Annotated in this window: 14 protein-coding genes; 10 read left to right on the top strand and 4 right to left on the bottom strand. The window is 36.7% G+C overall.

The genetic code is table 11. The features are described 5' to 3' along the window. Positions 1-40: 40 nt before the first annotated feature. The 4 genes from FT993_RS01005 to FT993_RS00990 form a co-directional block, all read right to left on the bottom strand. The gene (locus tag FT993_RS01005) at positions 41-835 is read right to left on the bottom strand and encodes a hypothetical protein (RefSeq protein WP_147860676.1); all 795 of its coding nucleotides are present in this window, start codon (positions 833-835) and stop codon (positions 41-43) included. A gap of 12 nt (positions 836-847) precedes the next feature. Further along, positions 848-2,251 carry a RagB/SusD family nutrient uptake outer membrane protein gene (locus FT993_RS01000; protein ID WP_147860675.1) on the bottom strand — a complete coding sequence of 468 codons (1,404 nt, stop codon included), beginning with the start codon at positions 2,249-2,251 and terminating at the stop codon, positions 848-850. A 6-nt stretch (positions 2,252-2,257) separates the two neighbouring features. Further along, entirely contained in the window at positions 2,258-5,212 is a 2,955-nt protein-coding gene (locus FT993_RS00995; protein WP_147860674.1) for a SusC/RagA family TonB-linked outer membrane protein, read from the bottom strand. A 116-nt stretch (positions 5,213-5,328) separates the two neighbouring features. After that, positions 5,329-6,954 (bottom strand): hypothetical protein, encoded by a 1,626-nt coding sequence (locus FT993_RS00990; RefSeq protein WP_147860673.1) that lies wholly within the window; start codon positions 6,952-6,954, stop codon positions 5,329-5,331. A gap of 226 nt (positions 6,955-7,180) precedes the next feature. Between FT993_RS00990 and rpsL the strand changes: the two genes are divergently transcribed. From rpsL to rplV, 10 genes are all read left to right on the top strand, one after another. Next, a complete protein-coding gene (gene rpsL / locus FT993_RS00985; protein ID WP_117157697.1) occupies positions 7,181-7,555 on the top strand; it encodes a 30S ribosomal protein S12 in 375 nt (124 codons plus the stop codon). An 85-nt stretch (positions 7,556-7,640) separates the two neighbouring features. Continuing rightward, entirely contained in the window at positions 7,641-8,117 is a 477-nt protein-coding gene (rpsG, locus tag FT993_RS00980; protein ID WP_147860672.1) for a 30S ribosomal protein S7, read from the top strand. 6 nt (positions 8,118-8,123) lie between these two features. Continuing rightward, the gene (gene fusA, locus FT993_RS00975) at positions 8,124-10,232 is read left to right on the top strand and encodes an elongation factor G (RefSeq protein WP_147860671.1); all 2,109 of its coding nucleotides are present in this window, start codon (positions 8,124-8,126) and stop codon (positions 10,230-10,232) included. A 12-nt stretch (positions 10,233-10,244) separates the two neighbouring features. Further along, on the top strand, positions 10,245-10,550 hold the full coding sequence (rpsJ, locus tag FT993_RS00970) for a 30S ribosomal protein S10 (protein ID WP_147860670.1): 306 nt from the start codon (positions 10,245-10,247) through the stop codon (positions 10,548-10,550). 152 nt (positions 10,551-10,702) lie between these two features. Continuing rightward, positions 10,703-11,320 (top strand): 50S ribosomal protein L3, encoded by a 618-nt coding sequence (gene rplC, locus FT993_RS00965; protein ID WP_147860669.1) that lies wholly within the window; start codon positions 10,703-10,705, stop codon positions 11,318-11,320. Continuing rightward, on the top strand, positions 11,320-11,949 hold the full coding sequence (gene rplD, locus FT993_RS00960) for a 50S ribosomal protein L4 (protein WP_147860668.1): 630 nt from the start codon (positions 11,320-11,322) through the stop codon (positions 11,947-11,949). Before rplC ends, rplD begins: the two co-directional genes overlap by 1 nt. A gap of 5 nt (positions 11,950-11,954) precedes the next feature. Next, on the top strand, positions 11,955-12,245 hold the full coding sequence (gene rplW / locus FT993_RS00955; protein ID WP_147860667.1) for a 50S ribosomal protein L23: 291 nt from the start codon (positions 11,955-11,957) through the stop codon (positions 12,243-12,245). Between the two features lie 10 nt (positions 12,246-12,255). Then, complete coding sequence (rplB, locus tag FT993_RS00950) at positions 12,256-13,080, top strand: 50S ribosomal protein L2 (RefSeq protein WP_147860666.1); 825 nt, start codon at positions 12,256-12,258, stop codon at positions 13,078-13,080. Positions 13,081-13,086: 6 nt separating this feature from the next. Further along, positions 13,087-13,365, top strand: coding sequence for a 30S ribosomal protein S19 (gene rpsS, locus FT993_RS00945; protein WP_147860665.1), 279 nt, complete (start codon positions 13,087-13,089; stop codon positions 13,363-13,365). A gap of 8 nt (positions 13,366-13,373) precedes the next feature. Next, positions 13,374-13,781: a 50S ribosomal protein L22 gene (rplV, locus tag FT993_RS00940; protein ID WP_147860664.1), complete on the top strand. Its 408-nt coding sequence runs from the start codon at positions 13,374-13,376 to the stop codon at positions 13,779-13,781.

The raw sequence follows: 13,781 nt of genomic DNA, 5'->3' as shown, positions 1-13,781 counted from the left end.
CACTTTGATTAGCCCTTTTAAAAACGTTAGAGAGTTACTCTTAGTTTTTTGGTGTTAAAACAACTTCTACTTGGAAAGGATTGGTGAACAACTCTTGATCTAAGATTATAGTGATGTTACCTGTACCTTCATTGTAAGTACCAGTACCTCCAGGAAGGCTGGCTTCGTCACTTGAGTAGGTCACTACGCCTAAACAATCAATGCTTAATACACCAGCATATTGATAGTCTCCAGCATACGATGGGTCCCCAGTAGCCGCAGCTACGAAGTCTCCCCAAATGGTGGCTACGTTGTACTCATTTAAATTACCAGTAGGAACCAATTCAACATCGTAAGAATTTACAGGACCTTGACCTACAATAGAGGCAGTTCCGTTATATTCTAATGCGATATCAAATGGGCAAAACTGACTTAATTTTAATTGGTATACATTATCGAAATCTGCAATATTAGACCCCTCTATGCTTTCTAATTTTAGAGCAAGAATAGAACCTTCTAAAGCAATATTGTCATAGTTTCCTTGTACTTCGATATATCCAATGTGCTCGTTTGCAGGAATCACAAAAGAAGTACCAACGCTATACTGGTCTGGTGTAGCAGTAGTCAAATCTGCATCAACACTAACGGTAAACGTTCTGTCGGTAGCAGCTTTGTCGGTTACACCAACAGGAATTTTATATCCTTCAGTAGCATTCTCTTCAACAAAAAATGTGCTTGTTGTTCCATCAGCAAAATAGGTTAAACTATCACCCTGATAAGTTTGTGGATCTTCATTCTCATCACAAGAAACAAATGCGAATGAAGCTACAAATAATAATAAAAATAATTTTTTCATAGTTTTAATTTTTTAGTAACCTGGGTTTTGTGAAATGTTATCATTTGCAAAACGCTCAGATTGTGGAATTGGTAAAGCAAATCTATAATCACCGCTATCTAATGAGCAAGCTCCAGCAGCGTTATCACAATCGTTAGGTAAACGGTCTACACCTAAGTCATATCTTCTCAAGTCAAACATTCTGTGACCCTCGTAAGCTAATTCAATTCTTCTTTCTTCTAAAATATCAGCTAAAGCATTAGCTTGCGAAGCATAACCTACAGTTACAGTAATATCTTTTCTTGCATTTTTTAAAGTTTCCATATCGGTAGAGGCTAAACCTAATTTGTTATCTCTAGCGTATGCTTCTGCACGAATTAAATACATTTCTGAAGTTCTAATCATTTTGATGTTATTCAAAAATGGGTTAGCCTCAGAACCTAAGTATTTTCCAACTTGTAGGTTGGCAGGATCAAAGTTTTGTGTATCTAATACAGCAAATGTTCTATGGTCATCTGTCCAATCGTTGTTGTTTAAAGTGTTTAACATTTCTTCAGAAACATTAAAGAAAACATCTCCGTTGGTATCGGTAAATATAGTACCAATTGCTCCTTGACCAGGTGTTCTGGCTAATTGCCATAAAGTTTCACTAGTGAATTCATCTGCCCAAATACCTAAGTATTCAGTTTGAGAATTAGCTAAAGTAGAGTTATTAATTACTTCTGTAGAAAAATTAATAGCTCCAGGTATATCTCCTGTATACAAAGCCAAACGAGCTTGGTAAGCGGTAACTGCTAAACTAGACATTCTGTTGATGTCTGTAGAGGCAGGTAAATTTGCAAAAATATCTTGTGCTGCTTTGAAATCATCGCTAATAAATTTTGCTACGTCTTCAACAGTGTTTCTAGCTGGCTGCTCGTATACCCAAACACGGTCTACGATTGGCACAGACTCAGCATTTGGCTCGTAGCTTGCAGAATAAAGACGCATTAAATCAAAGTGCGCAAATCCGCGAATAGCATATAATTCAGCAACAATTCGGTCTTTTTTCTCTTGCTCTGCTTCTGTAGTAGCCTCAATTCCCTCTGCTGCACGCAAAATACGGTTAGCACGGTTGATCACAAGGTAATAATTGTTCCAGATTGATTCTGGCTCATTTGTACCTGAGTTGATTGACCATGTGAATACTTGAATTCCTTGTCCACGGTTAGAAGCCGCGATTGTTAAGTCATCAACAAACTTTGAGGTAAAATCGATTAAAGCAGATCCAGATATACCGCTATACACTCCGTATAAACCGGTCTCTAACTGATCAACAGTATTAAAAGCGTTCTCTTCAAACACTTCATCTTTTGGCTCAACCTCATAAGCATCTTTACAAGATACCACGGTAAGAATGGCCAATAAAATTAATTTAAATTTAAATATATTTTTCATAGGAGATTAAAATTTTAAGTCTACACCAAAAGTGATGGTTGTTGGAGTAGGGTATTCGTACTGTGCGATATTGTCATCATCTTCAGGATCAAAGCCTGTAAACTTGGTCCAAGTGGCTAAGTTTTGTGCCATACCATAAACGCGGATTCCTTTGAAATATTTTAAAGCATCTACTACGTCATCAGAGAAGTTGTAAGATAAAGTTACGTTTCTCCATCTTAAGAAAGATGCATCTTCGATATCTTTAGAGGTAGACTCTCTGTTGTAAAGGTAGCTCTGTACTTCAGTTACATCACCAGGTTGTTTCCACATATCTAACATTTTAGTGCTCAAGTTATACTGTGCAAAGTTAGGATTTTCTTGGAAGAAAGTTTGGTTGTTGAAACGGTAGTATTCTGCCTGGAAAGTGAACAATGTAGATAAGGTGAAACCTTTGTAAGAAATATCTCCACCAAAACCACCTGTATACTCAGGGTTAAAGCTTCCAAAATCTGCTCTAGAGTTATCCTCAGAGTATACGTTGGTTACATTACCGTCTTTGTCGGTATACAACGGTTGTCCGTTTGCTGGGTTTACTCCAGCCCAACCTACAAAATAGTGAGTCCCTAATGGCAAACCTTCCCGGATAATAGATGTACCTAATTCGAATTCGCTAACTTGTCCTAAATCTAAAATTTCATTTTTGTTATAGTTTCCGTTGAAATTTAAATTAATGTTTACTTCATCACGCCCTTCACCTCTTAAAAGGTTGTAGTTTAATGATAAATCAATCCCTGAATTTCTCATTTCTCCAGAGTTGCTATCAATGAAAGTAGTTCCAGATGTAGCACTTAAATTTTCTCGAATAAATAATTCGGTAGTTTTGTTGTTGTAGTACTCAACGCTTCCTGATAATCTGTAATCGAATAAATCGAAATCAAAACCAGTATTCAATTGGTTAGATATTTCCCATTTTAAATCTGGGTTTCCGATGTTAGTAGGGGCAAATCCAGGATTACCTGCATAAGATACTTGTCCGTATCCAGTAGCATAACGAAATGCACCAATTGCATCTTTATTTCCCGCAGTACCATAACTAGCTTTGAATTTTAAGTTGTTAACAAAGCTTACATCTTGCATAAAGGCCTCTTCACTAATGTTCCAACGACCTGCTACAGACCAGAAAGTTGCCCATTTGTTAGATTCGGCAAAGAAACTTGAAGCATCACGTCTGATCGATCCACCGATACCAAATCTATCGTCGTAACCGTAATCAGCGATTGCGAAATAAGAAAATAAGCCTTCTTCAAAATCCGTACCACCTACAGTAGGAATAAGCTCGTTATCTGGAGTTCCAGCAGTAATACCAGCTGGGTAACCAATTAATAATTCGTTGATTCCGTAACCGGTAAAGCTACTAGATCTATAATGATTCTTGTAGTACTCTATATAACCGTCGATACTGAAGTCGTGCTTTTCATTAAAAGTGTTAGCATAACCAATGTTCGTAGTAGAAGTGAAATTGGCTTCGTAAGAGTTAGCTTCGTTATAACGTCCTGCATTTCCAGGAGTAGTAGTACGACCGTATTCTGTGTTAGGGTCTGTAAATCGAACAACGTTAGTCTGCTCATAATCTACCCCTAAGTTGATTCCAGCGGTTACATTATCAAAAATCTCTCTTTTGGCAAAACCAGAAGCTACAATCTTAGTTCTTAAACGATCGTTATCACTTCTTAATAAGTGCTCTAATGCATTGGGACCTACACGTCCTCCACCGGTTGCGAAATCTCCGTTTTCGTCATATACTGGGTGGTAAGGTGATCCTAAATAAGCGGCAGCAAAAGGGTTTTGTAAGGTAACAGAATTTTCCGAATCAATTCTAGATTGTTTCGTAAACGCTAACTGGGTGTTTAAACCAATTTGAGTTTTTTCATTTGGTCTGTGCTCTAAGTTGTTACGTAAAGTAAAACGCTGTAATCCAGAACGTTTAATTAAACCCTCTTGATCTAAATACTGTACACTGCTAAAAAAACGGGTGTTTTCATTACCACCATTCATACTTAATTCTTGAGTATTTACGGTACCAGTTCTAAAGAACACATCGCTCCAATTAGTATTTACCTGAGCTAACTCTGCAATTTCAGCATCGGTTAAACCAGCCCCAACTCCACGATTGATTGTCCTTTGGAAATTTAATAACTGGCTAGAGTTCATCATTTCAAAGCGAGGTTCGCTAATTTCAGTAAAACCAATTGACGATTTGTAGTTGAAAGTAGTAGCTTGAGAGAAAGAACCTTTCTTAGTAGTTACTACAATTACACCGTTTGCTCCACGAGATCCGTAAAGAGCGGTTGCACTTGCATCTTTTAATACATCTACTCGGTCAAAATCGTTTGAGTTTAAGGCAGAAAAATCACCAGCCGAAATTTGAATACCGTCTACGATGTATAATGGGTTGTTGTTTCCATTAATAGATCCGTTACCACGAATTCTAACACGTGCAGATGAACCTGGTTGACCAGAACCTGCAGAAACCTGAAGACCTGCTGCTTGACCTTGTAATACTTGGTCAAAAGAAGGAATTGGCACAGACTCTAATGCCTCAGCCTTAACGGTTGAAATAGAACCCGCATACTTTGTTTTGTCTATGCTTGAGTAACCAGTCACAACGATCTCGTCTAACTCGTTACCTGCTTTCATAGATACATTGTAAGTATTTGCCGCACCAACAGTAACTTGTTGAGTTTGGAAACCAATGTAAGTAAATTCTAAAACATCTCCTTGGGTAGCATTTAAGCTGTAATTACCATCAAAATCTGATTGCGTACCAGAAGACGTTCCTTTAATAATAATGTTAACTCCTGGCAACGGCATACCGGTATCGTCGGTAACCGTTCCGGAAACTGATTTTTGTTGGGCAAACGATAGTTGCACCATAAACGCTAGAAATAGCGTCAAAATTCCACTAAACTTTGTTTTCATTTTGTAATTTATTTGAATTAGCCAACGTCAAAAATCTTAATAAATACTTAATAATGCAACTTATTTTTACTAAAATTAATTTTTAACACTTTGAATAAGCAAGAAATAGGAGGGTTTTAAAACCTGCTTTGAAGACGGAGATGTACTAGTGTATTTCTAAATTTGAAGCCTGTGCCAGGGTATTTGGCATTAGCAAACATGACCTCTAGTTTACCAGCTTTGGTGTTTAAAGCCAAACCAAAACCTAGGCTAGTTAAACTTTCCAGTGAAGAGTTAGGGGCAGGTGTGTATAAACCATAATCTAAAATGCTGTGCAAATAAAAGTTGGAGGCAAACTTAAAACGGTATTCAGTTTGTAGTAAACCGTAAAAATTTGTCGTTAAACTGTTTTCTTCAATTCCGCGAAAGCTGTTAATTCCGCCAAAAAAGCTTAATTCGTTAATAAAATATTCTTTGCTCTCTAAATAGTGGGCCGTTAGGTATGTAAGAATTCCGCTTCGTTTTGCAATTGGCAAGAAGTGGGCGTGCTTTAGCGTGTAAATTTGCTGAGAGCTATTGATAGTTGCTTTTCGTGAGCCAAAAGAAGTGCTTAGGTTTAGGTAACTGGGCGCGGTGAAAAAATCTTTTTTTTGGTTTACGTCGAGACGAACACCTATTTGAAGGAATTTAGCGTTGTAGTTGCTAAAATTTATTTTTTGTGAAAAAGATGGGATTGACTGGGTTTGATTTGACTTAATAGAGGTGTAGCCTATATAGGGTTTCCAGTTTTTAATACTATAATGTATCTGAGCCCCAAAAGTATTTCTTGTAAAAGTACTGTCCTTGCGTAATAAATTAAAATTTAGATTGATACCAATTGGAGAATTAAATAGATAAGGAAGCTCTGCTGCTATTTTAAATTCTAATTGAGATTCGGCATTATTTAAATAAGAGAGATTTATTTGTTCGCCTTGGTTGAAATTGTTTAGTAGAGATAAATTTAAATAGCCGTTTAAATTAAATTTCCCCTGTTCCTCATTTGAAAATCCTAAGTAGCCATCAAATTCATTTTGCTGTTGTTTGTTTAAAAATAGATATAGCTTGGTGCTGTCTTTTTGGAATAAAATTTCGGGTGGTTTTATGCTTGTGACAAAATTTAATTGCTGGATTTGTTTGTATTTCTCCAAAATCTCTGCTTTGTTGAAATTCTTTCCAGTAATAAGTTGTAAGCGATGTTTTAAAAAAGATTTAGGAAAATTGGAGTAGCCTTTTATAATAATTTCATCGAGTTGGCGCTTTTTAGATGATTTGACCACAAGAGTAGCGTAGAGTTGGTGGTCTTGTTTCCGAATCTTTACTACTTGGAGTTGTAAAAAAGGCTGGCCTTTATTGGCTAAACAGTTATTTACTTTTGTGAGTTGCTCTTCTATATCAAAAATTGGTAGTTTAATTGTTTTGTTGAAAATTTTTAAATCACATTCGGCTAAATCCTGCGCTAGACTGTCTGTTATTTTTAAATGTAAGTATTCAAATTGTTTACCTTTTTTTAATCTATATATATAGGTATTGTTTTTTTGTGCTTTTAATGAAGTGAATTCTGCATCTAAATAGCCTTGCTTTTGGAGATTGGTTATTTTTTGGTTTAAAACTTGTTTTAATTCCTTTACGGATTTTGTTTGTAGTACTTCTAGTGTATCCGATTTTTCTATAGAGATTGCTGCGTTTAAAATATAAGCTTTTACGGTTGTTTGAGAAAAACCCAAAGGACAGCTTATTAACAGTAGAAGTATTATTTGTATGAAGGTGCGGTTCACTTATTTTTAATGGTACTTTTTAGGATAACGAAATTAATCGAATAAACTTGTGTATGCAAAGTATAATTGTATTGAAAATTAATCAATTATAATTTGCTTTTTTGAAATTAATTTTTACATTTGCAAACCCGAAAAAACGGGAATTAATATTTTAATAATTAGTGTAAAAGAAATTATGCCAACAATTTCACAATTAGTAAGAAAAGGAAGAACCAAAATAACTAAGAAGTCTAAATCGGCTGCTTTGGATTCTTGTCCTCAAAGACGTGGGGTTTGTACGCGTGTTTACACCACTACGCCAAAAAAACCGAACTCGGCTATGCGTAAAGTAGCTAGGGTAAGGTTAACCAATGGTAAGGAAGTAAATGCCTACATCCCAGGAGAAGGACACAATTTGCAAGAGCACTCGATAGTATTAGTTAGAGGTGGAAGGGTAAAAGATTTACCAGGGGTTAGATATCATATTGTTCGTGGAGCATTAGATACGGCCGGAGTAGAAGGTAGAACGCAACGTAGGTCAAAGTACGGAGCAAAACGCCCTAAAAAGTAAAAGTTATTTGTTGATCGCTAAAAGTTGAGAAATACATTTATCTATTAACAATAACCGTTAACAATTAACTTATTTAAGAGAAGACATGAGAAAAAGACAGGCAAAAAAGAGACCTCTTTTACCAGATCCTAAGTTTAATGACCAGTTAGTAACTAGGTTTGTTAACATGATGATGTGGGACGGTAAAAAGTCAATCGCTTTTAAGATTTTTTATGATGCAATTGATATTGTAGAAGAGAAAAAGCAAGACGAAGAAAAATCGGCTTTAGAGCTATGGAAAGACGCTTTATCTAACGTAATGCCGCACGTAGAAGTGCGCAGTAGAAGAGTTGGTGGAGCTACCTTCCAAATACCTATGCAAATTCGTCCAGATAGAAAAGTTTCAACCGCTATGAAGTGGTTGATTATGTTTGCGCGTAAGCGTAATGAAAAAGGGATGGCGGCAAAGTTGGCTGCAGAAATTTTAGCTGCTGCTAAAGAAGAAGGTGCTGCAGTTAAAAAGAGAGTAGATACGCACAGAATGGCCGAAGCAAACAAAGCATTCTCACACTTTAGATTCTAAAAAACAATGGCACAAAGAGATTTAAAATTTACAAGAAATATAGGAATTGCAGCGCATATTGATGCGGGTAAAACAACTACCACAGAGCGTATTTTGTTTTATACTGGTGTAAACCATAAAATAGGTGAAACACACGAAGGTGCTGCAACTATGGACTGGATGGAGCAAGAGCAAGAGCGTGGTATTACCATTACTTCTGCTGCAACGCACTGTACCTGGAACTATAGAGATCAAGAATATGTAGTAAATATTATCGATACACCAGGTCACGTTGACTTTACTGTTGAAGTAGAGCGCTCATTGCGTGTTTTAGATGGTGTTGTGGCTTTATTTAGTGCAGTTGATGGTGTTGAGCCGCAGTCTGAAACCGTATGGAGGCAAGCTGATAAATATCGTGTACCACGTCTAGGTTTTGTAAATAAAATGGATAGACAAGGTGCAGACTTTTTTAATGTTTGTAATCAGGTGCGAGAAATGTTAGGAGGTAATCCTGTTCCTTTGCAAGTGCCAATCGGTGATGAAATTGATTTTAAAGGAGTGGTTGATCTTATTTCTAAAAAAGCAATTATTTGGGATGAGGATAACTTCGGTATGACTTATAAGGAAATCGAGATTCCTGCTGAATTAGTTGAAGATGTAGATAAGTATAGAGCTCAACTTGTTGAGGCTGTTGCTGAATATGACGAGGAGTTAATGGAGAAGTTCTTTGAAGACGAAAACTCTATTACTGAAGATGAGATTATTGCAGCGTTAAGAGCAGCTACAATTGACATGTCTATTATACCAATGATGTGTGGTTCAGCTTTTAAAAATAAAGGAGTTCAGGCTATGCTTGATGCGGTAATGCGTTATTTGCCGTCACCGGTAGATATCGATGCTATCGAAGGAACTAATCCTGAAACTGGAGAGGCAGAAGTGCGTAAGCCTAATGTAGATTCTCCTTTTTCTGCTTTAGCATTTAAAATTGCAACCGATCCTTTCGTAGGTCGTTTAGCATTCTTTAGAACTTATTCAGGGTCATTGGATGCAGGTTCTTACGTATTAAATAATCGTTCTGGTAAAAAAGAGCGTATTTCAAGAATGTATCAGATGCACGCCAATAAGCAAGAGCCTATCGATCGTATCGAAGCTGGTGATATTGGGGCTGCAGTAGGTTTTAAAGATATTAAAACTGGAGATACCCTTACCGATATGGATAACCCAATTGTGCTTGAATCAATGACTTTCCCTGCGCCAGTTATTGGTATTGCAGTAGAGCCAAAGACAAAAGCTGATGTTGATAAAATGGGTATGGCTTTAGCTAAATTAGCTGAAGAAGATCCAACTTTCCAGGTAAAAACTGACGAAGCTTCAGGGCAAACTATTATTTCGGGTATGGGAGAATTGCATATCGAAATATTAGTAGATCGTCTAAAAAGAGAATTTAAAGTAGAGGTTAACGAAGGTGAGCCGCAAGTAGAGTATAAAGAGGCTGTTACACAAACTGCTGAACATAGAGAAGTTTATAAGAAACAGTCTGGTGGTCGTGGTAAGTTTGCAGATATCGTATTTGAAATGGGGCCTGTTGATGAAGATTTCGAAGGTACTGGTCTTCAGTTCGTAGACGAAATTAAAGGGGGTAGAATTCCAAAAGAATTTATTCCTTCGGTTCAAAAAGGTTTCGAAGAAGCGATGAAAAATGGTCCTTTAGCAGGTTTCCAAATGGATACTTTAAAGGTTACTTTAAAAGACGGGTCATTTCACCCTGTAGATTCTGATCAATTATCTTTTGAATTGGCAGCAAAATTAGGATATAAAGCAGCAGCTAAAAAAGCTGGTGCTATTATTCTTGAGCCAATTATGAAAAACGAAGTGGTTACTCCAGAAGAAAATATGGGAGATATCGTAGGTGACTTAAACAGAAGAAGAGGTCAAGTTAACAATATGTCTGATAGATCTGGTGCTAAGGTGATTAAAGCAGAAGTGCCATTAGCAGAGATGTTTGGTTATGTAACTACATTAAGAACCTTATCTTCAGGTAGAGCTACCTCTACAATGGAATTTTCTCACTATGCTGAAACTCCTTCAAATATTTCTGAAGAAGTAATCAAAGCAGCAAAAGGAGCTAACGACTAATATCAAGTAAACATGAGTCAGAAAATTAGAATAAAATTAAAATCTTACGATTATAACTTGGTAGATAAATCTGCTGAGAAAATTGTAAAAACAGTTAAAACTACAGGAGCTGTGGTAACGGGTCCGATACCTTTACCTACGCATAAAAAAATATTTACAGTGTTGCGTTCGCCACACGTAAATAAAAAAGCGCGTGAGCAGTTCGAGTTGAGTTCTTATAAAAGGTTATTAGATATATATAGCTCATCTTCTAAAACAATTGATGCTCTTATGAAATTAGAGCTTCCAAGTGGAGTAGAGGTAGAGATTAAAGTTTAATGATTTACCAAGCTATTACTTAATTACAAGTGATAGTAACATGTCCTGAGCTGCGAGCGAGGGAAAAGCGGAAGAATATAGTCTAGGGGTTAGATATATTTTTCTAGCCCCTAAATTTTTTTAATATAAATGTTTAATAATAAATAATAATTATGTCTGGGTTAATAGGAAAGAAAATAGGCATGACCAGCATTTTTGACGAAAACGGAAAAAATATTCCGTGTACCGTTATCCAAGCTGGACCATGTGTAGTTACCCAAGTCAGAACCATCGAGGTTGACGGGTATGAAGCTCTTCAACTTGGTTTCGATGACAAATCAGACAAAGCTACTACAAAAGCGGCTGCAGGTCACTTTAAGAAAGCAGGTACTGGTGCAAAACGTAAAGTTGTCGAGTTCCAAGGATTTGAAGAAGATTACAAATTAGGTGATCAAATTACTGTAGAGCACTTTACAGAAGGAGAATTTGTTGATGTAGCAGGAACTTCTAAAGGTAAAGGTTTTCAAGGGGTTGTAAAGCGTCACGGTTTTGGTGGTGTTGGACAACAAACGCACGGTCAACATAACCGTTTAAGAGCTCCAGGATCGATTGGTGCGGCTTCTTACCCTGCGCGTGTTTTTAAAGGAATGCGCATGGCAGGTCAAATGGGAGGCGAAAGAGTGAAAGTAGAAAATCTTAAAGTGTTAAAAGTGGTAGCAGAAAAAAATCTGCTAGTAGTTAAAGGATGTGTTCCTGGCCACAAAAACGCTTACGTAACTATTCAGAAATAATGAAAGTAGCAGTTTTAGATAAACAAGGTAAAGAAACAGGTAGAGAGGCAAACCTTTCTGATGCTGTTTTTGGAATTGAGCCTAACGAGCACGCTGTTTACTTAGATGTTAAGCAGTACTTGGCAAATCAAAGACAAGGTACACATAAGGCTAAAGAAAGAGCCGAAATTGTAGGAAGTACTCGTAAAATTAAGAAGCAAAAAGGAACAGGTACGGCCCGTGCCGGTAGTATTAAGTCGCCAATTTTTAGAGGAGGTGGCCGTATATTTGGACCTAGACCAAGAAACTATGGTTTTAAATTGAATAAAAACCTTAAGCGTTTGGCTAGAAGATCGGTTCTTTCTCAAAAGGCAAAATCTAGCAATTTAATGGTTGTTGAGGATTTTAATTTTGATAAACCAAAAACTAAGGATTTTTTAAGCTTTTTAGCTAATTTAGGCTTAAATGATAAAAAATCATTGATAGTATTGGGTGAAACAAATAAAAATGTATATTTGTCATCACGTAATTTGAAAACCTCAGAAGTTGTAACTGCCTCAGAAATAAGCACTTACAAATTGATGCATGCAAATAAAGTTGTGTTGACTGAGGAGTCATTAGAAGAAATTGAAAAGAATTTGAGTAAATAAGCGTTATGAGTATCTTAATAAAACCTATTATTACAGAAAAAGCAACTAATGATAGCGAATTGAATAATCGCTTTGCTTTTGTGGTGAATAAAAAGGCGAACAAGATTGAAATAAAAGACGCAGTAGAGTCTGCTTATGGCGTTTCAGTTGAAAAAGTTCGCACAATGATTGTCCGTCCAGATCGAAAAACTCGTTATACTAAAACGGGTGTCGTGACTGGTAAAACAAATGCTTATAAAAAGGCAATTGTACAGGTGGCAGACGGAGAGACAATAGATTTATATACTAATCTTTAAGAATTAAAGGATGTCGGTTAGAAAATTAAAACCAATCACTCCTGGTCAGCGTTTTAGAGTAGTTAATGGGTATGACGCCATAACTACTGATAAGCCGGAGAAAAGTTTACTTGCTCCGAGAAAAAGAACGGGAGGTAGAAACAGTCAAGGAAAAATGACCATGCGCTATAGAGGTGGTGGTCATAAGAAACGTTATCGTATTATCGATTTTAAACGTAACAAAGCGGGTATTCCTGCAACTGTTGCTTCAATCGAGTATGATCCCAACAGAACTGCGTTTATTGCATTATTGAACTATCAAGATGGAGAGAAACGTTATGTAATTGCTCAAAATGGTTTACAGGTAGGTCAGAATTTAGTTTCTGGAAGCGATGTAGCCACAGAAATAGGAAACGCAATGCCTTTAAAGGAAATTCCTTTAGGTACTGTAATTTCTTGTATTGAGTTAAGACCTGGTCAAGGAGCTGTGATGGCTCGTAGTGCTGGAGCGTTTGCTCAATTGATCGCGAGAGAAGGAAAGTATGCGACGGTAAAGTTGCCTTCAGGAGAAATTAGAATGATCTTAAGTGAGTGTATGGCAACTATTGGTGCTGTATCAAACAGTGATCATCAATTATTGGTTTCTGGTAAGGCAGGTAGAAAGCGTTGGTTAGGAAGAAGACCTAGAACTAGACCAGTTGTTATGAACCCAGTTGATCACCCAATGGGTGGTGGTGAAGGTAGAGCTTCAGGAGGTCATCCAAGATCTAGAAAAGGTATACCAGCCAAGGGTTATAGAACTCGTTCTAAAACCAAAGCGAGTAATAAGTTTATTGTAGAACGTAGAAAGAAATAATAAGATATGGCACGTTCATTAAAAAAAGGACCTTACGTTCACTATAAGTTAGAGAAAAAGGTAGCGCAAAATGTAGAGTCAGGAAAAAAGACTGTTATCAAAACGTGGTCAAGAGCTTCGATGATAACTCCAGATTTTGTAGGCCAGACTATAGGGGTGCATAACGGTAGACAGTTTGTACCAGTTTATGTAACAGAGAATATGGTGGGTCATAAATTAGGAGAATTTTCACCAACTCGTTCTTATAGAGGGCACGGAGGTTCTAAAAATAAAGGTAAAAAATAATTGAAGCTATGGGAGTTCGTAAAAAAGAAAGAGCAGAGCAAATTAAAGAAGCTAAGAAACAAGTAGCTTTCGCAAAGCTAAATAACTGCCCTACTTCGCCAAGAAAAATGCGTTTAGTAGCAGATTTGGTACGTGGTGAAGGTGTAGAAAAGGCGCTTCAAATATTAAAGTTTAACACAAAAGAAGCATCTATTCGTTTAGAAAAACTTTTGTTGTCTGCGATAGCAAACTGGCAAGCCAAAAATGAAGAGGCGAGTCTAGAAGATGCAGAACTTTATATTAAAGAAATTAGAGTTGACGGTGGTAGTATGTTGAAAAGATTAAGACCGGCACCTCAAGGAAGAGCACATAGAATAAGAAAGAGATCAAATCATGTAACTATGATTTTAGGATCTAAAAATAATACACAAAGCTAA

Origin of the sequence: Mesonia sp. HuA40, from assembly GCF_008017835.1 — a bacterium.
Lineage (GTDB): Bacteria > Bacteroidota > Bacteroidia > Flavobacteriales > Flavobacteriaceae > Mesonia.
Note: the sequence above shows the minus strand (reverse complement) of the source record. Positions and strands in the feature narration are given on the sequence as shown.